General features: G+C 31.5%; 17 protein-coding genes. 4 read left to right on the top strand and 13 right to left on the bottom strand.

Translation table 11 applies throughout. The annotated features are described in order from the left end of the window. Window positions 1–93 precede the first annotated feature (93 nt). A complete protein-coding gene (gene mazG / locus QLS71_RS13425) occupies window positions 94–876 on the bottom strand; it encodes a nucleoside triphosphate pyrophosphohydrolase (protein ID WP_308992579.1) in 783 nt (260 codons plus the stop codon). Window positions 877–1,102: 226 nt separating this feature from the next. Between mazG and QLS71_RS13430 the strand changes: the two genes are divergently transcribed. Beyond that, window positions 1,103–1,765 (top strand): hypothetical protein, encoded by a 663-nt coding sequence (locus QLS71_RS13430; RefSeq protein WP_308992578.1) that lies wholly within the window; start codon window positions 1,103–1,105, stop codon window positions 1,763–1,765. A 75-nt stretch (window positions 1,766–1,840) separates the two neighbouring features. Here the strand turns inward: QLS71_RS13430 and QLS71_RS13435 are convergent, their stop codons facing one another. From QLS71_RS13435 to QLS71_RS13455, 5 genes are all read right to left on the bottom strand, one after another. After that, window positions 1,841–4,117, bottom strand: coding sequence for an aconitate hydratase (locus tag QLS71_RS13435; RefSeq protein WP_308992577.1), 2,277 nt, complete (start codon window positions 4,115–4,117; stop codon window positions 1,841–1,843). A gap of 198 nt (window positions 4,118–4,315) precedes the next feature. Next, the gene (locus QLS71_RS13440) at window positions 4,316–5,269 is read right to left on the bottom strand and encodes a MoxR family ATPase (protein ID WP_308992576.1); all 954 of its coding nucleotides are present in this window, start codon (window positions 5,267–5,269) and stop codon (window positions 4,316–4,318) included. Window positions 5,270–5,273: 4 nt separating this feature from the next. Continuing rightward, window positions 5,274–6,692: a peptidylprolyl isomerase gene (locus QLS71_RS13445; protein WP_308992575.1), complete on the bottom strand. Its 1,419-nt coding sequence runs from the start codon at window positions 6,690–6,692 to the stop codon at window positions 5,274–5,276. Window position 6,693: 1 nt separating this feature from the next. Beyond that, complete coding sequence (locus QLS71_RS13450) at window positions 6,694–7,545, bottom strand: peptidyl-prolyl cis-trans isomerase (RefSeq protein ID WP_308992574.1); 852 nt, start codon at window positions 7,543–7,545, stop codon at window positions 6,694–6,696. Beyond that, complete coding sequence (locus QLS71_RS13455; protein ID WP_308992573.1) at window positions 7,546–9,501, bottom strand: peptidylprolyl isomerase; 1,956 nt, start codon at window positions 9,499–9,501, stop codon at window positions 7,546–7,548. A gap of 145 nt (window positions 9,502–9,646) precedes the next feature. Here QLS71_RS13455 and QLS71_RS13460 point away from each other — a divergent pair, with 145 nt between their 5' ends. Further along, complete coding sequence (locus tag QLS71_RS13460; RefSeq protein WP_308992572.1) at window positions 9,647–9,883, top strand: hypothetical protein; 237 nt, start codon at window positions 9,647–9,649, stop codon at window positions 9,881–9,883. A gap of 93 nt (window positions 9,884–9,976) precedes the next feature. Here QLS71_RS13460 and QLS71_RS13465 read toward each other — a convergent pair whose 3' ends face one another. The 7 genes from QLS71_RS13465 to QLS71_RS13495 form a co-directional block, all read right to left on the bottom strand. Next, the gene (locus QLS71_RS13465; protein WP_308992571.1) at window positions 9,977–11,977 is read right to left on the bottom strand and encodes a DUF349 domain-containing protein; all 2,001 of its coding nucleotides are present in this window, start codon (window positions 11,975–11,977) and stop codon (window positions 9,977–9,979) included. 105 nt (window positions 11,978–12,082) lie between these two features. After that, window positions 12,083–12,823, bottom strand: a complete 741-nt coding sequence (gene aroE / locus QLS71_RS13470) for a shikimate dehydrogenase (RefSeq protein WP_308992570.1) — start codon at window positions 12,821–12,823, stop codon at window positions 12,083–12,085. Beyond that, a complete protein-coding gene (locus QLS71_RS13475) occupies window positions 12,816–13,835 on the bottom strand; it encodes a DUF368 domain-containing protein (RefSeq protein ID WP_308992569.1) in 1,020 nt (339 codons plus the stop codon). The genes aroE and QLS71_RS13475 overlap by 8 nt, the downstream gene beginning before the upstream one ends. After that, window positions 13,835–14,755, bottom strand: coding sequence for a DUF368 domain-containing protein (locus QLS71_RS13480; protein ID WP_308992568.1), 921 nt, complete (start codon window positions 14,753–14,755; stop codon window positions 13,835–13,837). The genes QLS71_RS13475 and QLS71_RS13480 overlap by 1 nt, the downstream gene beginning before the upstream one ends. Window positions 14,756–14,807: 52 nt before the next feature. Further along, complete coding sequence (locus QLS71_RS13485; RefSeq protein WP_308992567.1) at window positions 14,808–16,196, bottom strand: tetratricopeptide repeat protein; 1,389 nt, start codon at window positions 16,194–16,196, stop codon at window positions 14,808–14,810. A gap of 160 nt (window positions 16,197–16,356) precedes the next feature. After that, complete coding sequence (locus tag QLS71_RS13490; RefSeq protein WP_308992566.1) at window positions 16,357–17,538, bottom strand: aspartate aminotransferase family protein; 1,182 nt, start codon at window positions 17,536–17,538, stop codon at window positions 16,357–16,359. Window positions 17,539–17,557: 19 nt separating this feature from the next. Then, entirely contained in the window at window positions 17,558–19,309 is a 1,752-nt protein-coding gene (locus QLS71_RS13495; RefSeq protein WP_308992565.1) for an OstA-like protein, read from the bottom strand. Window positions 19,310–19,743: 434 nt separating this feature from the next. Between QLS71_RS13495 and QLS71_RS13500 the strand changes: the two genes are divergently transcribed. Beyond that, a complete protein-coding gene (locus QLS71_RS13500) occupies window positions 19,744–22,494 on the top strand; it encodes a LuxR C-terminal-related transcriptional regulator (RefSeq protein WP_308992564.1) in 2,751 nt (916 codons plus the stop codon). Window positions 22,495–22,720: 226 nt separating this feature from the next. Further along, window positions 22,721–25,774, top strand: a complete 3,054-nt coding sequence (locus tag QLS71_RS13505) for a TonB-dependent receptor (RefSeq protein WP_308992563.1) — start codon at window positions 22,721–22,723, stop codon at window positions 25,772–25,774. Window position 25,775: the final 1 nt, after the last annotated feature.

Below are 25,775 nucleotides of genomic sequence, written 5' to 3' on the forward strand. Positions count from 1 at the left end.
GATAGGTTGGGTTAAACATTTGTGGATTAATTTTTATTGATTCAAATAACATGCAAGTCTATCAGTTAAAAAAACAAAACGTTTTTCTATAAATTATTCTGATAAAAATACTTTTGCTTCCTCCCAAAACACATCCATTTCAGCTAATGTCATATCTTTGAGCGGTTTATTAATGGCTTTCGCTTTTTCTTCAAGATATTGAAAACGTTTACTGAATTTTTTATTGGTGCGTTCTAAAGCATTTTCTGGGTTGATATTTAAAAACCGCGCGTAGTTAACCATAGAAAATAACACATCGCCAAATTCACTTTCCATAGCTTGCTTGTCGCCTTTTTCTATTTCAACCTTAAATTCAGCAAGTTCTTCTTCAACTTTTTCCCAAACTTGGTTCGGATGTTCCCAATCAAAACCCACACCAGCTACTTTTTCTTGAATTCTATTTGCTTTAACTAAGGCAGGCAGACTATGTGGTACACCTTCTAAAACACTGTTTTTACCTTCTTTAAGTTTTAAGTTTTCCCAGTTACGTTTCACATCCTCTTCATTTTCAACTTTTACATCGCCATAAATATGTGGGTGTCTGTTTATTAATTTTTCACAAATACTATTGCATACATCAGCGATATCAAAATCATTAGTTTCACTGCCTATCTTAGAATAGAATACAATATGAAGCAGTACATCGCCCAATTCTTTTTTTATTTCTTCTAAATCATTATCTAAAATAGCATCACCAAGCTCGTAAGTTTCTTCAATGGTTAAATGGCGTAAACTCTCCATGGTTTGCTTTTTGTCCCAAGGACATTGGGTTCGTAATTCATCCATGATAGTTAGTAAACGGTCAAAAGCTTTAAGTTGATTTTCTCTGGTATTCATATATAAAAGTTAAATGGGCGTTTTCTATATTTCAGTCAAAAGTAAATGTATTAAATATGATAGAGAATCGTATGTTAATATTGTTTTCAATTTATATAATATCCATGGATATTTAAATTCATACATCGAAAAACATAAAAAAAATAAAAAATGTAATAATTTTTTTATTATCTTAATAGAAAATTAGTCTCTCATATATTATAATTAGTAACTCTTAATTTAAAATATGATGAACAAAGTTATTTTTCTTCTATTTTTCACACCAACACTAGGGGCTCAGGTTGGTATTGAAACAACAAACCCCACTGCAACATTAGATGTTAATGGTACACTTAGGATAAGGAGTACTATAAATGAAACCGATCTTGACGTTATTAACGATTCTATTTTAGTTATATCAAAATCTGGAAATGTTAATAGAGCTAAAGGTGAAGATATCATAAACGCTACGCTTCCAACAATGGTTAGAGCCTCTTTCTCAACTAGTGGAGATATTCTTCATACCTTAATTGGAGATGAGTCTGTAATAGAATTTGATACCGAACAGATTGATTATAATAGTGAATTTGATCCTTCAACATACACATTTACTGCGAAGCAAGAGGGTATCTATAACATTAGTGCACAAATAAAAATTAATGCAGCTATAACAGCAAGTACAAATTTTGGTTTAGGAATTTATAAAAACAATGTTTTAGTGGCAGAACAAAGTTTTCTAAGTGTTGTTGTAGGTGCTGTGGATGTGTCATCCCCAATTAGGTATGTTTCAGCCACTTTGGATTTAGCAGTAAGTGACACTATCACTTTTAAAGTAACCTCTGGTCTTGTTTCGGTTAATATTTTAGGAATTTCATCTGATAGCTATTGTGCCATTTATCAAATAAGATAAAATTAAAAAGCATAAAAAAGCCATTAATCTATTATATTAATGGCTTTTTTTATAGTTTAAAACGTAGATGTTTAATTAAGAAGCTTTATTGTTTTCTTTTTTAATCAAGTTTAAAGCAGAACCCTCATTATACCATGCAATTTGTGCAGCATTATAAGTGTGGTTTAATTTGATGCTATCTTTAGTACCATCAGCATGTACAGCTTCTAGTGTTAATTGTTTATCTGGAGCGAACTCATTTAAGTCTAAAAAGTTGAAAGTATCATCTTCTTGAATTAAATCGTAGTCAGCTTCATTCGCAAATGTTAAGCCTAACATCCCTTGTTTTTTAAGGTTTGTTTCATGAATACGTGCAAACGATTTTACAATAACAGCTGCCACACCTAAAAATCTAGGTTCCATAGCAGCGTGCTCGCGAGAAGATCCTTCACCATAGTTATGATCACCAACAACAATTGTTTTAATACCAGCAGCTTTATAAGCTCTTGCTGTATCTGGAACACCACCAAATTCACCTGTTAATTGGTTTTTTACAAAATTTGTTTTTTGTCCAAAAGCATTTACAGCTCCAATTAAACAGTTGTTAGAAATATTATCTAAATGTCCACGGAAACGTAACCAAGGTCCAGCCATACTAATATGGTCGGTTGTACATTTTCCAAAGGCTTTAATCAATAATTTAGCGCCGTTAATAGTGTTTCCAATAGGCTCGAAAGGTGTTAATAGTTGTAAGCGTTCAGAATCTTCAGCTACTTTTACTTGAACATGACTTCCATCTGCTTCTGGTGCTAAATAACCATTTTCTTTAACTTCAAAACCTTTAGGAGGTAATTCCCAGCCTGTTGGCTCTTCAAACATCACTTCCTCACCATTTTCATTGATAAGTTTATCTGTCATTGGGTTGAAGTCTAAACGACCAGCAATAGCAATAGCAGCGGTAATTTCTGGTGAAGCTACAAATGCATGCGTATTTGGGTTACCATCGGCACGCTTCGCAAAGTTTCTATTAAATGAATGAACGATGCTGTTTTTTGGTGCGTTTTTAGGATCGCTGTAACGCGCCCACTGTCCAATACAGGGTCCACAAGCATTTGTAAATATTTTAGCGTCTAATTTTTCAAAGACCTGAAGAATTCCATCTCTTTCGGCAGTATATCTTACTTGTTCAGAACCTGGATTAATTCCTAATTCTGATTTCATTTTAAGACCTTTATCTAAGGCTTGTTGTGCAATTGATGAGGCACGCGATAAATCTTCGTAAGATGAATTGGTACAAGACCCAATTAATCCCCATTCTACTGCAATTGGCCAATCGTTAGCCGTTGCTTTCTCTTTCATATCTTTACCCACAGAAGTAGATAAATCTGGTGTGAAAGGACCATTTAATAAAGGACCTAATTCAGATAAATTTATTTCAATTACTTGATCGAAATATTGTTCTGGGTTGGCATATACTTCAGCATCAGCAGTTAAATAGCTTTTTACTTTATTTGCAGCATCAGCAACATCAGCTCTGTCTGTAGAACGTAAATAGCGTTCCATAGAATCATCATAACCAAAAGTAGATGTTGTAGCACCTATTTCAGCACCCATATTACAAATGGTACCTTTTCCTGTACAAGACATAGAAATAGCACCTGGCCCAAAATATTCAACAATAGCTCCAGTTCCACCTTTTACAGTTAAAATTTCGGCTACTTTTAAAATGACATCTTTAGGCGCCGTCCAACCAGATAATTTACCAGTTAATTTAACACCAATCAGTTTTGGGAATTTAAGTTCCCAAGCCATACCTGCCATTACATCAACCGCATCGGCACCACCTACACCAATAGCAACCATTCCTAATCCACCTGCATTTACAGTATGGGAATCGGTACCAATCATCATCCCACCTGGAAATGCATAATTTTCTAACACCACTTGGTGAATAATACCAGCACCTGGTTTCCAAAAACCAATACCATATTTATTAGAAACAGACTCTAAGAAGTTGAATACTTCGCTGCTGACACTATTTGCGTGTTTTAAATCGATTGTAGCTCCTTCTTTAGCTTGAATTAAATGATCGCAATGTACCGTAGTAGGAACAGCAACTTTACTTTTACCTGCTTGCATAAATTGCAATAAAGCCATTTGAGCCGTTGCATCTTGACATGCAATTCTATCTGGAGCAAAATCTACATAATCTTTACCTCTTTCAAATGCCTTAGTAGGATTTCCATCCCAAAGGTGATTGTATAATATTTTTTCAGAAAGGGTTAATGGTCTTCCTACAACTTCACGAGCCTTATCAACGCGTTCTGCCATTTTGGTGTACACACCTTTAATCATCTCAATGTCAAATGCCATATGTTCTATGTTTAATATTTGGTTTTTTAAAAGTTATGCAAATTACGAAATTAATCTAAGGTTCTAAAAATAAACGCAGCAATACGCTAAATGAATACGGTGAATTTATTATAGTCACATTTTTAATTAATATGATTATATTTTTTTTAATATTTAAAGAATATTAATGCTGATTTAATAAAGAATTAACGTTAAAAACTAAAATAAGCTTTTGATAATTTGCTCTTCGGAAACACCTTCTGCCTCTGCCTTATAGTTTTTAATGATTCGATGTCTTAAAATACTGTGAGCTACGGCTTGTACGTTTTCAATATCTGGAGAAAACTTGCCAAGTATAGCAGCATGTGTTTTGGCTGCTAATATTAGGTTTTGCGAAGCTCTGGGGCCTGCACCCCAATCGATATAGTTTTTAACTAAATCGTTAGCTGTACCACCATTTGGTCTAGTTTTACCTACCATGGTTACAGCATATTCAATAACATTATCTGCAATGGGTATTCTTCTTATTAAATGCTGAAAGTCTGTTATTTCTTTTGCCGAAAAAAGGGCATTTACTTGTGCTTGATTATCTGAAGTAGTTGATTTAACTATTTCCACTTCTTCTTTAAACGATGGATAATCTAAATTGATAGCAAACATAAAACGGTCTAATTGTGCTTCAGGTAAGGGGTAGGTTCCTTCTTGCTCAATAGGGTTTTGTGTAGCCAAAACAAAATAAGGTAATTCTAATTTATAATGATTGCCAGCTACCGTTATAGCACGTTCTTGCATGGCTTCTAATAAGGCTGCTTGTGTTTTTGGAGGCGTTCTGTTAATCTCGTCTGCCAAAATAATGTTAGCAAAAATAGGGCCTTTTATAAATTTAAAATGGCGGTCTTCGTCTAAAATTTCACTACCAAGAATATCACTTGGCATTAAATCGGGTGTGAATTGAATACGTTTAAAATCGAGTCCTAAGGCTTGTGCAATGGTATTAACCATCAACGTTTTTGCTAAACCTGGAACACCAACAAGTAAGGAATGCCCACCTGAAAAAATAGAGATTAATATTTGATTTACAACGTCATCTTGACCAACAATAACTTTGGCTATTTCTGTTTTTAAATCCTTATATCGCTTTACAAATTGTTCAATAGCAGCTACATCAGACATATTGTTACTTTTTTAACCAATTGCTAGAAAACTCACAATTTCTATGTTCTCCGCTAATTTTTATATAAGTATCTAAAATTTTCTCTTCTTGCCATTTAGCTATTGCTTTTATCTTTTTTTCATCTAAAGCCAATTTCTTGATTTTTAAATAATCGCGTGCATAATCTGCCTCATGTTCATTAATTCTATCTGTAACCATTAAAATTTTGAACTTTATTTTAGAGGTTCTGTCTTCTTCCTTTAAAACAAGACTTACTTCATTATCTTTCAAATTTTGAATTTGAGCATATAATTCAGGCTCCATTCTGGTTAATTCAAAATTATAATCTTGTGTTGTTGGGTTTATTAATTGCCCACCGTCTCCACGGGTTTCTTTTTCATCACTGGCTTCTCTTGCAGCATCAGCAAATGATATTTTACCTTCAACAATACGTTGTCTAATTTTTTCTAAGCGTTCCTTTGCTTCTTTTAAAGCTTCAGTTGAAACTTGAGGGAATAAAAGTATATGACTTACATCTACTTCTTTTCCTCTAATTTTATCACAAGATATTATATGATAACCATACTCTGTTTCAAAAGGGTCAGATATCTCTCCTTCTTGAAGCTTAAATGCCACTTCTCTAAATTCTTTAACCATTCGTGGTTGATCTCTATTCAAAGATCCTAATTTACCACCTTGTCTACCAGATTGAGGATCTTCTGAATATAAAATAGCTTTAGAACGGAAGCTAGCTCCGTTTTCAATAATGTCGGCTTTAAATTCCTTCAACCTGTTAATAACACGTTGTTTTTCTTCTTCGGATACTTTGGGTTCTGCAACTATTTGAGCAACTTTTAACTCGGTACCAAATGTTGGACGTTCTTCTTTAGGTATTTTTTCGAAAAACATTCGTACTTCTTCGGGAGTTATTTCAATTTCATCAACAATTTTAGCTTGCATTTTCGCTGCTAACTGGTTGGTTTTATTAATCTCGAACATGTCTTCTCGAAAAGATTTTTCGTCATCCTTTTTATAAAACTCTAAAAGTTCTTTCATAGACTTACCAGATTGCGCTAAAAATTGTTCAACCTGATAATCAACATTTTTTCTAATTTCAGAATCCGATACTTGAAGACTATCTTGTACAGCTTGGTGTGCATAAAGTTTTCGTTCTAATAAGCTTCCAAATAGCTCACAAGATTTAATGTCTTTAGTATTCACACCTTGCGCTTGTAATTGTAAATATTCTTTATCTACATCAGAATCTAGAACAATATAATCGCCTACAACCGCAGCAACACCATCCACTTTTTTAGCATTTTGGGTTCTTGTCGAATCTATTTTTTTAGGCGCTTGTTGTATTTCCTCATCGTCTATTAACTCTTGTGCACATACACTATTAGCTATTAATAGGGTTATGAATAAAAAAACTAGTTGTTTCAAATTATTTATAAATTTCAAATTGTTTATTTTTAATGGCATCTTTAGTAATATCTTTTTCTAATTCTCTAATAAGTTCAAGCTTTCTTTTATTAACGACAATTTGGTCTATAGTTGGCCTTACATACTCCAACGGTGCTGTATCATTTCTCAACAAAACGTCATTAATTTGCATCAAATATACTCCTAATGAGTCTTTGAGTTGTACAAAATTAGATTTTTTTAACAGTTGATTTTTATTTTCTGGTGTAATAGCTGAAATTTTATTGATTACTTGGTTTGTTTTAATCCAAATAGTATCGTTTAAAGAGTAGGATTTAAACTGTATGGAAATAGCATTTAAATCTTTTTTATCTTTAGAATTGAAACGTTTAAACTTTTCAAGAATTGAATTATAATTGAGGATATTTTCGTCTAAATGAATGTATCTAAACTTAAGTAGTTCTTCATTTAATCTAAATATATCTTTGTTTTGATTGTAATATGCTTCGGCTTCTTGTTTTGTAACTACAGTATCCATATCTCTTTTTACTAAAGCTTCAATATATGCTTTGGTATATAAATCGGTTTTATACTGTTCTATCAATTTATTAAACTCCGTTTGTTTAGATTCACTTAAATTAACTTTAGCGCCATCTACAAATAACTGCTGAGTGGCCCAGCGATTAATAAAGTTTTGAACCACCAACATACTGTCTTCTTTAGATGTTCCACTAGAGACTAAATCTTTAATATCATCATCATATAAATAAGTATCATTAACCCTAGCCACAGGAATTCTGTCGTCTGTTTTTTTATAAAAATCGCAAGAGCTTATTAACATTGAAAGGAACAATATGATGATTTTATTTTGCACTTATTGGTTTTTTATTTGAGATTTCACGCTTTTTAAAGCCTCTTGGTTTATAACTATTTTATATTTTTGAGCTAATTCTTTTAGCCATTTTTCTTCTTTAAATACTTGGTAGTCACTTATAACTAGACCTTTAGATTCTTTGAATGTTTTTTGAGTTTCGGGCAATACCTCTTTTACTTGAGCTAAAACAAAGGCATTATTATGAGTGTATATTTTGGAAATTCCTTTTTTAAACTCAAAACCTTTTGGCAAGGCTCGATGATTGGTATCCATAGTATCTACTGTAAAGATAACGTCTATTTTGTCATTACTGTTGATAAGCGCTTTAATTTGCTGTAATGCCATTCCTTTTTTTAACAATTTAGCCACTTTATTAAGTGTTTTTTTATCTTTGGAGGAAGCTACTACGGCATCTATACGTTTTGGTGCTATATACTTGTTTTTATGTAAATGGTAGTACTCTTGAATTTCTAAAGAATCGGTTTTAGCCGTATTCCAAATGGTAGTTTCCATTAAATCAAACAATAATAATCCGTCTCTATATTCGGCAACTACATGAGCGTATTCTTCGTTTTCGCTTTCAAGATTGTCTTCCTGGTATGTTGCTAAGTTTATGTTTAAAAACGTGTTGTAATGGTTTGAAACTACTGTTTTAAAATCGGCTTTCGTAGCAGTATTACGTTGAGAAGTAACTAAAAAATCGCCAAAATTTTTGTAGGTAAGTTGTTTGTTTCCAATTGTCACTAAAGGTTTTTCAGCTGTAAAATCATTAGGAAGTTGCCAAGTGCTTTTAAAATAATTATCGTTTAAAATAGATGCGAAATAAGGTAAAGCAGGTTGTTTCTCTGGAATATTATATTTTGTTTTAAGCTTTGTGTATAAGGCCTCATCTATTAATTTAGACCGTTCGTCGCGCTTTATTTTTTCTTCTAATTCTGATTTCATCTCTTCAAAAGGAGCTATTGGCTTTTTATTCAACAGTTTTAAAATATGCCAACCATATTGCGTTTTAAAGGGCTTGGAAATTTCGTCTATGTTATTTAACCCGAAAGCAGTAGTTTCAAACTCTTCAGAGTTTATCTGTCCTCCAGAAAATGGGGCTAATTTACCTCCATGGGGTGCCGAGTTTGCATCATCAGAGAATTGTTTTGCCAACGCTTCAAAATCTTCACCTTGTTTTAGCTTTTTATAAATATCTTGAATTCTCTCTTCTGGTTTTTCAGCTAAAGAATCACCTGGTTTTTCTACAACCATGATATGAGCTACGGTACGTTCACCCCTCGATTTTCTTTTGTCATATACGGATACAATGTGATATCCAAACTGGGTTCTAAATGGTTGAGAAATATCCCCTATTTTCGTGTTGAAGGCGGCATTTTCAAATGCGTATACCATTTTAAAACCTGAAAAATAACCTAAATCTTCACCATAAACCGTTTGCCCATTATGTACTTCTTGCCTTATTTTTTCAAAACCTTCTTTCAAAGCTCTATCTCGTAATTTTAAAATAGAATTATATGCTGTTAAAGTATCTTTAGAATTTGCATTCTCTGGAATTTTTATTAAAATATGTGATGCTTTAACATCGTTAGAAACCCGTACATATGCTTCATGTACCAATGCGTCTGTTACATTAGCATCTGTTATAAAACTTTTAGCGAGTTGCTTTTTATAGGTATCCAACTCTCTTATATATGTTGGTTTTTCTTGAAATTTTAATGCTTTTGCTTCTTTTAATTTTAGTTTATAATTAGTAAAAAGAGTTAGATATTCATCCATATCTTTTTGAGATTCGTCTTGAACTAAGTCCAAATTTTTATTATAAACTCTTAAGAATTCTGAAACATAAACAGGTTCATTATCAATACTAAACAAAACATCGCTCTTAGCAGATTGTCCATTAGCATTTATGATAAATACTGAGAAAATTAAAATAAATAAATACTTAAAGTTCATTTGAATAAAAATTATATAATAGCACAAAAATACTAATATAAAGCTATAAAGCAAGTTGCTTTAACAAAGGATTAAAAACATACAAAATTTCCATTTTGAACGTTATATTTTTTACCTTTCAGCTATTAATATTTTATTAAATAGTATGCGAAAATTAAAATTAATATGGGATTTTTATGGACCAGATGCCAGTAAAATTGCGCAACACCATGAAATTCATTTAAAAGAATATATTCAACTCGAAAAATTAAATATTTCCATCACAGGTTTTGAAAGTATAAACGATGCGCACGCAATGGCTTATTTAGTTGTAGATGAAGCAAACATGAAACCTATAAGAGATGCTTTAAAACCACATAGGGGGCAAGTTTATGTCGATTAATTTACTTTCAAAACGTGTTTTATTACGGCCGTAAAACCTTTTTAATTTGAGTTTTTTAGAATGAAATATTATAAATTATTTTAAGTATTTATCTTAATAAAACTCTTTAATTTTACTAAGTTTTTCTTTCCATAATTTTAAAGCATTTTTATGATCTTTTATATTTTTATGAACTTCTTTTACAAGTGGATTATCATCTTCAACATTGGTAAAAAATTGTAGATTATTTTCTAATTGATTGATTTGACTTTTCATTTCATCAATCTTTTTTCTAATAAAGTGGCGTTCGTTGTCCAAATCTTTATTATCGTCGGAAGCACTCATGGTATCAAGTTTATTTTCAAACTTAATCATTTCTACTTCGTTTTTATCCATTTTTAAGCTAGAAAGAAAATCTTCAATGGCTTTATTGAATTTACCTTCAATGTAACGTTTATCATTAGGAACTCGTCCTAATTCTTTCCATTTGCTTATATATTCTTTTATGCTTTCAACATCTTTTTCTTTATCACCAACTGGTTTTAAATTTTTTAGTGTTTCTAAAAGGGTTACTTTATTGCTAAAAGCATCTATACTTTCTTTATTTGCTGCGTTTTTAGTAGTATGTAGTTTGTCAAAATAAAAGTTGCAAGCTGCTTTAAAGCGTTTCCAAATCTTATCACTGTCTTTACGAGGAACATGACCTATTTTTTTCCAATCGCTTTGAATTTTTTTCATCAATGCGGTTGTCACCTCAAAATCTTCACTGTTCTTGTTGTCTTCGGCAATTTTAATTAAGTCTAATTTTTTTTGAAGATTGGTATATTGATCCTTTTTAAGATCTTTATAGAATGCGTTTTTTTGTCGGTTAAAAGTTCTTACAGACTCTTTAAATTTAGCCCAAGTGCTTTCGTTTACTTTGCTAGGTACTTTACCAATATTAAAAAACTGCTCTCGTAAATCTTCAATGTCTTTAATTTTTTTTTGCCAACCATTATGAGAATTAGTTGTTTGAGCATTTATTGCATTAATATTTTCAATAATTTCAAGTTTTTTCACAAGGTTTATATCATAAACTTTGTCTATATTTTGATAATAAACTTGACGTTTATCGTTTATTTTTTTAGTAGCTGCTTTAAACTTTTCCCAAATAGTTTCTCTGTATTCTTTATCTACAGGACCCAGCTCTTCTTTCCACATTTTATGAAGTTCTTGTAACTCTCTAAAAGCACGCATCACGTTATCGTCTTCGGCTAATTCTTCAGCACGTTCAATTATTAACAATTTACGTTCTAAATTATGCTTAAAGTCTAAATCACGTAGGTCTCTATTTAAATGTAAAAAGTCGTAGAAAATTTCTACATGGTGGTGGTAACTGTTCCAAGCATTGTTGTATTTGTCGCGAGGTATTGGTCCGGTAACTCTCCAACGTTCTTGTAATTCTTTAAAATGTTTATAGGTAGTATTTATGTTTTCTTCAACATTAATTAAGCCTTTTAACTCTTCTATAATTTCGAGTTTGTCTGCTAAATTTTGTTTTAAATTTTTTTCTAAATTTTGATAGTGGTCGTTTAGCTTTTTTCTGTATTCGTTGTAGGCTTCTTTGTATCGTTTTTGTATTGGTGATACATAATAAAAATCTATTTCGTTACCACCATCATTTAAAAACTCTTCTTTCTTGTCGTCTAATAAAGCTTGAAATTTGTCTTTAAACTCATTATTAATACTTTCGACATGCGATTTTATAGCTTGAACTTTTTCGGTTTTAACTAGTTTTTCTAACTCAATGGCAAGTGTTTCTAACGACATGGTGTCGTAAGCTTTTACTTCAATAGTATGTCTGTCTTTATTGCCTTCATCTTCTGCGTCTTCGGCATTGGAATCTTCAATTTCATTTAAAACGGCGTCGTTATTGTTGTCTGAATTTTTAGTGACATCGTTACCACTTTCGTTTGTGTCAACCGATTTTTCTTCTGAAACAGACGCTGCATCTACAGTCTCAGATGGAATTGTCTCTATCGATTTATTCTCTTCTGAGATGTTATCAGAATGATTCACATTCTTTTTAACTTCTTCCTCTCCTTCTGCCTTTGGCAGGTTATTTATATCAGACATTTTAAAAATGTTAGGGTTCTTTAAATTACTTTAGAGTTTAAAGATACTAACTAGTCTATTATTTACAAAGTACAATGCAGGGTTTTAATGATTTGGATGGAATTTTTAATATAAATTCCAGATAGACCAAGCTTTTTCAGCCTGTAATTTTAACATATTTAGACCGTTAATAGTAATGGCTTTCTGTGCTTTACCTAATCTTAAAAACTTAGTTTCTTCAGGATTATAAATTAAATCAAATAAAATATGATTATTGGAAATAGCATTATAAGGAATGTTAGGGCATTCTTCTACATTGGGAAATGTGCCTAGAGGCGTACTGTTTATAATAATTTGATGGTTTTTTATTACGTTTTCCGTGAGCGAATCATAAGTAAAACTAATGCCGTCAGATTGTTTTCTAGAAACATAGTGGTAGTTAATACCTAATTCTTTAAATGTATAGGCAATGGCTTTACTAGCACCACCGGTTCCCAGAATTAAAGCACTTTTATGATGTGGCTGTAAATAGGGTTTTAAAGATTTTTTAAACCCATAACAATCAGTATTATATCCTACTAACTTACCTTTTTTGGTTATTTTAATAGTGTTTACAGCTCCAATGGCTTTTGCTTTTTTGTTTATTTTATCAAGAAATGGTATCACCGCTTCTTTATAAGGAATAGTAACGTTTAAGCCTTTTAAATTTTTTGTGTTTTTTATTATTGAAGGGAGTAAATCAATCGTTTCTAAATCGAAATTTCCATATTCTGTATTGCTGATTCCTTCATTGGCAAATTTTTCTTTAAAGTACGCTCTTGAAAAAGAGTAAGATATGTTTTTTCCTAAAAGGCCTAGTTTATTCATTAACTTTTCTAGTTTTTTGTCCGTAATATTCAAGTGCCAAAACTATAGCAATTCCAAGGAAAATAAAAGCGATGGCGTAATAAGTATGGGAGTTTAATTGTGGAATATAACGTTCGTAGTTTAAAACCACTTTAGTTCCTGTAGAATCTAAAATATGTTTACCATTTTTGGTTAATTTATAAATGGTTTCTTTCCAAGGCCATACCACGCCTAAAGAGCCAATTATAAATCCTAAAATAGCCGAAAGTGTAATGCTTTTGTAATGTTTTAAAATATAACTTAATATATGGGAAAAAGTAACCAAACCAGTAACCGATCCCAATGTGAAAACAGCAAGCACTTTTAGCATTCTAATGCGTTCAGAATTATTAAAGAACCCAAAGTTTCCACCTAAAATTTCATAAAACGTATCAAATAAGGCGTTTACAGAATCCACTAAAAGCAACACGTAATTTCCCAAAAGAATGAGAATAAATGAGCCAGAAAATCCAGGAAGTGTCATGCCTGAAACACTTATAATGCCACAAAAAAATACAAACCAAAGATTGTCGTTTTCTTTTGCTGGGTTTAAAAAGCTAATACTTAAACCAATTATAATGCCCAATGCTAAAGAGGTGTAGGTCTTATAATTCCAGTCTTTAAAATCTTTATTTATATAATAAATAGAGCCAATAATCATTCCGAAGAAAACACTCCAAGTATACAATTCATAGTGTTTAATGAAGTAGTCTAACACTTTTGAAATGCTAAAATAACTCACAACCATTCCGAAAAGCAGCAAACTTAAAAAACGCCCGTTTATATAATTGTAAAAGCTTTTAAAGCGCCCGTTTATAAGCAGTTTAAAAGCTTTTCTGTTTACTTTTTTTAGTGAATATATAAATTCTTCGTAAAAACCAGCAACAAAAGCAACAACACCTCCAGAAACACCAGGTACTTTATTTGCAGCACCCATGCCCAATCCTTTCAGAATTAGAAATAATTTGTCTTTTAGTGTTCTGGTGCTTTCCATTACTCTTTTTTAGAACCTACTTTCTCAAGAATAAAAATAGTTAAAAATCCAAGAATCATTAATACTAAAGCATACCCAAGCATGCTTTCTTCTTGGAATGAAAAAGGAGAAACACTTTCTTGAAGGATTGGGCTTTTTATTCCTTTAGAATCGGTATGCCATGTTAAAGTTTCTTTCCAAGGCCATACTTTATTTAACGACCCCAAGATAAATCCGGTAAGTAATGCAAGCGTTATATTATGATAGTTTTTAAAGAGCCACTTTAAAACATGACTAAAGCTAAGTAAGCCAATAATAGACCCAGCAACGAAGATGGTTATTTTTTTAATATCAATATCATGAATAGCGTCGCTCAGGGTTTTGTAAGCTCCTAAAATTATTAAAATAAAAGACCCTGAAATACCTGGTAAAATCATGGCACAAATAGCAATTGCTCCAGCAAAAAACAGAAAATATGGACTATTATTGCTAGAAAGTGCAGGGAGCATTGTAATATAAAATGCCAAGCTTGTACCAATAATAAAAGCTACAATAACGGATAAATTCCATTTTGTTATTTGTTTACCCACAAAATAAATACTGGCTATAATTAAGCCAAAAAAGAAAGACCAAATTAATACAGGATGGTTTTCTAATAGGTATTTAGCCAGTTTCATAAAAGAAACATAACTTATTATAATACCACTTAAAAGTGCTAAAATAAAATTGCCATTGGCTTGATTCCAAAAGGCTTTGAGCCCTTTATTAAACAAGGTTTTGAAAAGTGAAGCGTTAATATTGCTTATTGTCGATACTAATTCTTCATAAATACCAGAAATAAAGGCAATAGTACCTCCAGAAACTCCAGGGACAGCATCGGCAGCACCCATAGCTAAACCTTTAAGCGAAATGAGAATATAGTCTTTAAAACGTCTTTGCATATTTGTATTTTTAAGCTAAAACCAAAGGTATGTATTTTAGCATGACGTTTGACTACTCAGTTATTTTTAGTAAATTTTTAACAAGTATTTTACTGGCAACTTCAGGGAACAGTTCATCAATTATAAAAGTATAGTCTTCATTAGAACGTAAACCGTTTTTTAAATGGAATATTCCTTTGTCATTTTCATTTAATGAAAAATGCAAACCAGCCAAACGGTATTCTAATTCAGCATTTTCTGGATAAAAATCTGCAGCTTGTTCAAAATTAAAAATGGCAGCTTCTAGTTCGCCTAATTTTATTAATAGATCCCCTCTAGATAGCCATGTGTTTAGTTCATAATTACCCAGTTCCAAAGTTTTTTTAAATCCGCGTTCGGCTTCCTCATAAAAATTTAAACGTTGATTAATTTGAGAATATAGTTTCCAATAGGTTACATTTTCCGAATCAATATTAATGGCTTTATTGATGTAATATAACGCTTTTTGATAGTTTCGTTTCCTGTTGTAATAACGAGTGATGGCAATCCAACCTTTATCTAGTAAAGGATCTTCATGAACCGTTTTGTAAAAATATTGAACCGCTAAATCGTCTTTTTTTAATTTTTCATAACAGAAACCAATGCGTAACAATGCAAATGAGGTAGGATCGTCTAATTTTAAAGTAATGGTGTAATTTTCTATAGCTTCTTCAAAGCGTTTTAGTTTTTCTAATACTTTACCACGTTCTATGTAGGCACCAACGAAAGTATCATCAGAAATGATAGCAAAATCGAATGCAGCTAATGCTTTTTTGTAATTTTTAAGGGTATAATATTGTTTTCCTAATTGATGCCATGCCACTTCACTATAGGGGTTTTTGTCTAAAAACGCATTTAAATATTCTATGGCTTCTTCTGTTTGGTTTAAGAATTCAAAGCAATAGATGATGTTATAAAGCGATGAATAATCTTCCGTATCTTCATCTAAACATTTCATAAAGTATTCTTTGGCTTCTTCAAATTGGTCTAGAAATAAATGTTCCATGCCAATAAGTGAGTATAAATCAACCACATCATCGGTAAGTTGTAATGCTTTTTTTAATACTTGAATAGCCTGTTCGTGGTCATCCTTTTTAGAAAAAATATTAGCCTTTTGAATGTATATTTCTTCATTCATCGGGTCTAAATTATACAACTCATTCAATAGTATATCTGCTTCGATGAGCTTGTCTTCGAATACATATATTTCAACTTTAAAAAGCCTTAAATTAATGGAAGTTGGATGTTGATCCAAACCCAATTTTATGGCTTTTTTAGCTAAAGCAATTTTACCTTGATTAAGATAGTGGTGAATGATGTTTTCAAATTCTTCGGAATCGAAGAATAAAACATGATTTGTTTTTAGCATCGATTCAAACTTGGTTAATGGTAAATCGTTATTGTCATCATGACTAAACTCCATAAGCACATTTGTAAATGTTCTACTTGAATAAATTTAAGCTTCTATTTCTTTTTATTAGTCGTATTAATCAAATGTTTTTAACAAAGTAATGAACACTTTTATTTTTTTTGTTACTAAAACCACTCTTTTTACTGTATATCAGTAAGTTGGAAGTGGTTGTTTATGGTTGGATTTTATTCAAAACATTCAGAATAATTGAGCAACCTTTGATAATTTCATCCTTTGAAATGGTTAAAGGTGGGGTAATTCTAATGGCTTTAGGTTCAAAAAGCAACCAAAAAAGTATTAAACCATTATTTTGACACTGTAAAATCACTTCGTTTGTTATCTCTGCAGTAGGGGTGATGATGGCAAGCATAAGTCCTTTTCCGCGTATACCTTCAATTAAAGGATGTATTAAAAGCTTTCGGAATAAGTGTTCTTTTTCCAAAGCTTGTTTCATTAAATCGCCTTCTGTTATTTCTTTTAAAGTAGCGAGTGCCGATGCAGCAATTACGGGATGGCCGCCAAAAGTTGTGATGTGCCCAAGTTTAGGATGATCCTGTAGCAAACTCATCAATTCACTTGAGGCCGTGAAAGCTCCAATGGGCATTCCGCCTCCTAAACCTTTACCTGTAACTAAAATGTCGGGCACACAGTTATAATTTTCAAAACCAAAAAGTTTTCCAGTTCTTCCAATACCTGGTTGAATTTCATCTAAAATTAAAAGCGCTCCAACGGCATCGCAACGCTTTCTAACTTTTTCTAAATAACCATTTTCAGGTTCAATAAAACCAGCTCCACCTTGGATGGTTTCCAAAATAACGCCTGCCGTTTTAATAGTTATGAGATCTAAATCGGTTTCACTATTAAAAGTAATAAATCGTACATCGGGCAGTAATGGCCTATAGGCTTGTTTACGTTCTTCGTAACCCATCACGCTCATAGAACCCATGGTGTTACCGTGATAAGCGTTTTTTGCTGAAATTATTTCAGTTCTACCTGTAGCACGTTTGGCTAACTTTAAAGCTCCTTCAATAGCCTCGGTTCCTGAATTTACTAAATAGGTATTTTCTAAAGGGTGGGGTAGGTTGTTCGCTAATAATTTAGCGAGTTCTACAGCTGGTTTTTGGATGTATTCACCATAAACCATAACGTGTAAGTACTTATCTAACTGCTCTTTAATGGCGTGTATAACTTTAGGATGATTATGCCCTAAAGGCGTTGCCGAAACACCCGCTACAAAATCTAAATATGCCTTATTGTTAGTGTCATAAATATAACTTCCATTAGCATGGGATACTTCCATGGCTAAGGGGTGCGGGGTTGTTTGAGCTTGGTATTTATAGAAATCGGATGTCATTCTTTTATCTTAAGTCTTCTTACTTTGACTGGGAAGCTCCTTGTTTAGTTTGGGATTCTGGAACATTTCTACCGGCTTTATTATCATTAAAATTTTTACCAGCTAATTTGATGCGTTCTAATAGCTCCGGGTCAAAGAAATTTTCTTGCGGAATGTAATCGTCTAAGCCTTTTATGGTAGGTAAAACAAATGGTTCATCATCTTTGAATAAATCTTCAATACTGAGTGGGCGTTCATCTTCTCTCCAATCAAAACCTTTCAGGCGTTTTTCTTTTTCTGGGTATTGAGATTCTGGGTATAAATTACCATCAATTTGATTGAATCTAGTATACTCTTCAATGTCGCCATCAGCAAAAATAATAGATATACTTCCAGACCGCGCTTTATCGATGCCTATAAGTTCTTGTTTGTCGTTCCTTGTATAAAAAATAGATTCGGCGTTTTTAACAATGTTTACTTTGCGTAGTTTGTTTTCATCATTAAATAATCCCGTTAATGTTATACCAAAAATTTGGTTGAACCCCGTTTTACTAATGGTGTCTTTACTTATTATAAACGCATTGTTGAACACAAGGAGGGAATCTAATTTTTCGGTTTTTGGGTTGGAAATTAGGTGAATGGTATCACCCGTCATTTGGTTTTCAACATTCCAAAGAATGGGTCTTCGTCGGGTTGAAAATACATCGGTAGATGATAAACGGTTTAAATTTATAAGTTGGGTAATACCTGTTTGTTGGTTTGAATGAATAGAATCTGCTTTTCCACTTAAATCTGATTTATATATTTTAGCATTATAATAAGCCCTAACAATACGATTTTCAGGTTTGCCTGTCATCATTATTTTGTCGGCATGCATGTAGATGGAGTCATTTTCTTGTTTTGTTATTACTAATGCTCGTTTAGTAATAAATAATGAATCTTTGGCTTTAAAAACTTCAGCGTAATGTCCTTTTCCAATACTGTGGTTTATAGTATCGGTTATTTTAATATTGTTAGTTGCTGAGGCAAATTTCTTCGAATCGTCAAAATACAAACTGTCACCTTGAATGATGCGGTTGTTATAATGAATTTCAGATTTTTTTACCGCATAACCCGTTTTATTTTTGGTGTCGTAAAATCCTTTTTCTGTATACGTTTTACTTTCAGTCGTTACGATGGTTGAAGGACCGAACAAATAAGCGTATCCCGTATCTGAATAAAAATCGAAGTAATTAGAGTTTATAGTAGCATCTTTATTAACTAATAATACATTATCTACAAATTGGTATTTTTTTTGCTCCATATAATACCTTCCCATTTTACTAGTAATAGTACCCGAGGTATCTTTAACCACGGTGCCTCCACTTTTGTAAAAGGCTTGTTGTTTTACACGATCAAAATACAAAGTGTCAGATAAAATGGTTGAATTGGGGTCTTTTAAAACCACACTGCCACTGGCGAATGCTAATTGTGTAATCCCACTATATTCAATGTATTTAGAAGTCATATTAATGGTGTCTCCTTGAACCAATTTTACATTACCGTAGGCTTCAATAAAGTTTTCAGCACTGTAATAAATGGCTTTATCACTCCACATATTAATACTACCTTGCATAATATGTACCTGTTGCGATTCATCCCGAGTTAAAATTTTTGCTCCTGGATAATTTTTCTCATCAATAGTTAATCTACCAGCATATTCAATTTCAATCTTCTTTTTTTCTTGAGCATGGATAATTATTGATGAAAATAAGAAAAGGAATAGTATGATATATAAAGTTTGTTTGTTCAAGTTCTAAATGTTTGTTGCAAAAATAACGATAATTATATAGTATAATTGTTTTAGTAGAAAAAACGCTTCAAATATTTTTGAAATGTTATTTAATAGGAATGGTTAAAACTTTTATATTTAGATTCTTTTTTGAATGTTGCGAATACTTTGGCTATTACCTTCATAATGAGCCCTTTTTTAAAATGCTTTATTGTTCGTCAAATTTGATCAATATTAAGTAGATGTGGGGTTTTCGATTCTTGTGTTAAGTTTTTTGACAGAAATAGCTACAGTATTCTTTTGTTTTAAACTATCGCATTAAACTAGGACTTGTTTTTTAATTGATTATTTTTGTTATTAATAACACCTTTTTTATCACTAAGTTGCTTTACATTCTTCAAAATATGCTTATAAAACATTTTAGTGCTTCTTATATTTTATTTTATACACTACTAATGTCTCAAACATTAATAGCTCAATTTACACCTTATTTTCAAAATTATTCTTTATCGGAATATAACGCAGGGAATCAAAATTGGGGTGTTTCAAGAGCAGAAAATGGCTTGCTCTATGTTGCTAATAATAATGGTTTGTTAGAATATGATGGTATTAAATGGGACTTATTGGAATTACCGAACAAAACTACCATTCGATCTGTTTTTGCCTATAAAAATTTAATATACACAGGGTCGTATGAAGAATTTGGTTATTGGAAAAAGAATTTTAAAGGGACACTAGTTTATAATTCTTTAAGCGATGCCATAAAGGATAAAATTTCACCAAATGAAGAGATTTGGCAAATTCTGCCATTTAAAGAGGGCATCGCTTTTAGGTCTTTTTTAAATGTTTACATATATAAATTTAACGGGGAAATTAGGAAGATAAAGCCAAAGTCTATTGTGATTTCGTGTAGTGTAGTTGATAATAAATTATATGTTGCAACACTTCATAATGGCATATACGAGTTTAAAAACAATGAACTAGTATTAAAAATTATGGATAAGGTTTTAGACAATACGAAAGTCTTGTTTATTACTAATTATAAAGGAAAGTTGCTAATAATTACGTCACTTAAAGGGTGTTTAATTTATGAAAACAATACACTAAAACCTTTAGATTTTGAAATTAATGATATAATAAGACAACATTTACTCAATGGATTTTCTTTATTAAATAATGGTAATATGGCTTTTGGAACCATTAAAGATGGTATTTATTTTACAAATAATAAAGGAAAAGTCATTTTTCATATAAATAAAGGAAATGGTTTAATTAACAACACAGTTCTGAGCCAATATATAGATAGCGACAATAAATTATGGTTGGGTTTAGATAATGGAATTGCTTGTGTTGATTTAAATAATAATAATTTATTTTTTAACGACGTGTCTGGACGATTAGGTGCCGTGTATGATGTTATTAAGTATAAAGGTGTCATTTATTTGGGAAGCAACACCGGTTTATTTTATTTAGATAAAGGGAATACTCTACAATTTGTTAAAGGTTCTCAAGGACAAGTATGGAATTTAAAGGAAATTGAAGGAGAACTATTTTGTGGACATAATGAAGGTACTTTTTTGGTAAAAGATTATACACTTAAATTAGTATCATCAGTTACAGGAGGATGGGTAATAAAAAAAATACCCGAACAAAACAATACCTACATTCAAGGTACTTATACAGGATTAGTGAGATTAAAAAAAACAAATAATATTTGGAAAGCAAAACGTTTGGGAGAAACCACAATGCCCATCAAATATTTAGTTTTTGAAAATCAAAATACGGCTTGGGTAGCACATGCTTATAAAGGTTTATATAAAGTTAAATTCGATAAGAATTATGATACCATTACTAATATTAAAAACTATAATACTAAAGGTGTTTTTTCCGATTTTAATATCAGAGTTTACAAGATTAAAAATGATATATGCTTTAAGACAAATGATGGTTGGTTAAAATACGAATCTATATTAGATACTATTGTTTCATATGATTTATTAAATAAAAATTTTGGTAGAGATTCTTATATAATATCAGAAGAAGATGTTAATCAATTGGTTTTGAAAACTACTAATAATGCGATTACCTTTAAATCTTTACTGAATAATGAAAAGGAAATTTCACTGTCAAATAACTATTTTGAAAATAGATTAATTGTAGGTAACGAAAATGTATCAAAAATAAACGATTCCATATTTGCATTGAATTTGAATAATGGCTTTATGCTTATCGATAGTAAATCAGACTCTAAAACAAAATTATACAAGCCAACGATAGATAATATTGAAATCGATAAAGGGTTAATAGATTTCGATTTAAATAAAAAGATTTCTATAAAGTTAAATAGTAGTTTTGGTGTTTCGGTATCCTCACCAAAATCTAACAATCATTTTTTTGAGTATTCCATATTAGAATTAGATTCAACTAAATGGAAAAAGTTAGAAAAAAACAAATTAGAACTGTCAAGTTTAAAAGACGGAACATATACCTTATTGTTTAGAACTAGAAACTATCTTGGTAGGTCTTCAAAAGTATCTAAAATTCAACTAAATGTATTGCCTCCTTGGTATAAAGATACCATTGGAATTGTTCTTTATTTAGTCCTTATAGCACTTAGTATAGGTGCATTTTATTATTACAATAAACAGAAAATAAAAAGAGAACAGCGGTTATTGAAAATTAAATATGCCAAAGAACAACAAGAAATTGTTAGAGAGAAAAATTTAGAGAACGAAAAGAGAATTGTTCAACTCAAAAACGAGTCCCTTAGTAATGAAGTTAAATTGAAAAGCAAACAATTAGCTAATACGGCATTGGCTCTAGTTAAAAAAAATGAAACCTTACAAGATATTAAAAAGGAGTTAGCTAATAATAAAGATAGTTTCGACAATCAATATGCTTTTAAAAAGATATTAAATAAAGTTGATAGCTCCATTGCACATAAGGATGAATGGAAAGTTTTTGAATATAACTTTAACCAAGTACATGAAGATTTTTTCAAGAGTCTAAAATCTAAACATTCTAATTTAACACCTAAAGATTTAAAAATTTGTGCTTACATTAAAATGAATTTATCAAATAAGGAAATAGCACCTTTAATGAATGTGTCAGTAAGAGGTTTAGAAACACATAGATACAGATTAAAAAGGAAGTTGGAATTAGAAAATGATATTTCTGTGTCAGATTATTTAACAAATCTCAATTAATTAACATAAAAAACTACGTTAATCGTAAAATATTTACGTCATTACTACGTCATATAACGTTTTAATAATGCATTTTACTCACTTTATTATCAAATTAATATACGTCAATTAAAGCTGTTTGAGTATTTAGATTTTTAATGACGTATTTAAAGTGTAAACGCTTTTGCTTCAAAATATGGAATAGGTTTTATCTTGTGCCTAACTAAATTTTTAAACTAATAACTATATGAAAGCAAAAATTATTTTACTATTATTTTTTCTATTTTCAGCTAGTGGCTTCACTCAAAATTTAACGGTTTCGGGTGTCGTTACAAGTTCTGAAGATAATATGCCAGTGCCTGGTGTTAATGTCATTGTTAAAGGAACCATTAGAGGGGTTAGTACCGATTTTGATGGAACTTATTTAATACAGGTTAAAACCGGCGAAATTCTAGAGTTTAGTTCTGTTGGATTTAAAACCGTTAACATAACTGTTGATACTCAAAAAACTATTAATATCTCTATGAATACAGATATTGAATCGTTAGAGGAAGTGGTACTTGTTGGATACGGTACTCAAAGAAAAACAGATTTAACAGGATCCATTGTTACTATCAAATCTCAAGACATCGAGAAAACGCCTAGTGCCAATGTCATGCAATCTTTGCAAGGCAAAGTGTCTGGTTTACAGGTTATAAGTAATGGTTCGCCTGGAGATTCTCCTACAGTAAGGCTTAGAGGCATTGGTTCTTATAATAATGACAATGCTAAGCCATTATTTGTAGTGGATGGGATGTTTTATACTAATATAGACTTTTTAAATTCAAAAGATGTAGAATCTATAACGGTTTTAAAAGATGCATCTTCTTCTGCGATTTATGGTGTAAGAGCTGCCAATGGGGTTATCATTATTAAAACAAAAACTGGTAGTTTGGAAAGAAAACCTCAGTTTGAGTATGATGGTTATACAGGTGTACAATATGCGCAAAATGTTTTAAAGCTAGCTAATGCAGAACAGTTTTCCACTATGGCTTATGAATCTGGTTCACAACCAGACATAAATTTTGTATTAAATGCTATGCAGCGTTACGGGCGTAGCAAAGTAAACCCTAATGTACCTAATGTTAATACCGATTGGTTTAAAGAAATTTTAAGACCTGGTATTATTCAAAGTCATAGTATAGGTGCTACAGGTGGAGCAGAAAATGTTTCCTACTCAGTAGGAGCAAATTACTTTTCACAAGAAGGTATTTTAGATATGAAAAATGAATATGAACGTTTTAACATTCGATCTAAAATAGATGTAAAACTATCCGATAGATTTAAAATAGGCATTAACAATGTATTTAGTAATGCTACAAAATATAATGCCGAAAATGGAGCTTGGTTTCAGGCTTATTTCGCAGTGCCAATCAATCCCGTTTTTGATGACTTAAATACAGAGGCTACACCTATTAGATATTCAAACGCGCAATTGTTAGGGTACAGAGGTACTCAAAATCCTTTTCCTACAATGGATTATAATAATAATCAGTTAAAAATTAGAAAGTTATTATCTAGTATTTTTATTGAAGTAGATTTAATACCCGAAAAATTAAATTTTAAGTCTACATATAATCACGATTTTTCGGCATTAGATGAGCGTTATGTTGATTTACCATACAATTTAGGGAACAATGTGGAGCGAATTTCTAGTATTACTAAAACTCAAAATACTTATTCTAACCAAATATGGGATAATGTTTTAACTTATAATAATACAATTGAAGATCATAATCTTACTCTTATGGCAGGAACATCTTATAGAGATGAAGCGAGTCATACATTATCAGTGAGGGGTGACAATATAGCGGGTATTGATTATGATACGTCGTGGTATTTGAATTTTGCAGAGGAAAGCTCGATTATTCTTGCTGATAAGGACAATAATGGAGGTGATAGAGGTGGAAGAAAATACGGTGTTTCATATTTTAGTAGAGCAGCATATAATTATAAAGATAAGTATTTATTGTATGGTACTATAAGAGCCGATGGGTCTTCTAAATTCACCAAAGATCCTTGGGGCTATTTCCCTTCTGTAGGAGCTGGTTGGGTGCTATCTAATGAAGATTTTATGAAAAACAATGGCTTTTTAGACTATTTAAAATTAAGAGCCAGTTGGGGTAAATTAGGTAATGATAATGTTGCGGCAAGTTCAGGATCTAATACCATTGATGTAATATCTACAGATATTGGAGATGTGCAAACACCAGGCATCACTTCTACCAGTACATTTACAGATAATACGTGGGAAGTTATTGAAGAAAAAAACTTTGGAGCAAATCTAGAACTGGTAAATAGACAATTGTCAATAGAAGCAGATTATTACATTCGTGATACAAAAAATGCCATCATGCCTGTTTTTGTACCTATTATTAATGCTACCATAGAGAAAAATTCAGGTGAAATCAGGAACCAAGGTCTTGAAGTTGCCATTAATTGGAATAAAAGAGTTTCTCAGAACTTTAGCTATTCTATAGGAACTAACTTTACTACGTTAAAAAACAAAACGTTGAGTGTAACAGATCCTAAAGGATATATTGATGCAGGAAGTGCCGAATTCCGTCAACGTACAATACCTGGTGAACCAATAAAAGCATTTTATGGGTATCAAACAACAGGGGTTTACCAAAATGCAGCACAAATAGCGGCAGACCCAGTGGCAGCAAAATATAATCTTGCAAATCCAACAACGCCTCTTATTCCTGGTGATTTAATCTATAAAGATGTTAATGGTGATGACGTTATTGATGACGCAGACCGTGCGGTTATAGGTTCTTATTTACCAAAATTTATGTATGGTGGTAATATAGGGTTTATTTATAAAGACTTTGATTTTTCTCTTAGTTTTTATGGACAGGCAGGCAATAAAATTTTAAATAGAAAACGAGGCGAAATTATTTTTACTAATGACACCAATATGGATGCCGATTTAGCAATTAACAGATGGCATGGTGAAGGTACTAGTAATTCCTATCCTTCTTCTGCAGGTTTACGCAAAGGGTGGAATCAAAAGTTGAGTAATTTTTGGATAGAAGATGGTGATTTCTTCCGAATTCAAAACATTCAATTGGGATACACCATTAAAGGGGAAAAACTTTTAGGTAAAAACATGCCAGAAACAAGACTTACTCTAACAGCGGACAGACCTTTTACATTCTTCAATTACAATGGTTTTAATCCAGAAGTTTCTGATGGAATTGATAGACAAACATATCCTGTTCCTGGGGTATATACCTTTGGTGTTAATATAAAAATTTAAA

Origin of the sequence: Mariniflexile litorale (assembly GCF_031128465.2) — a bacterium.
Classification (GTDB): domain Bacteria; phylum Bacteroidota; class Bacteroidia; order Flavobacteriales; family Flavobacteriaceae; genus Mariniflexile; species Mariniflexile litorale.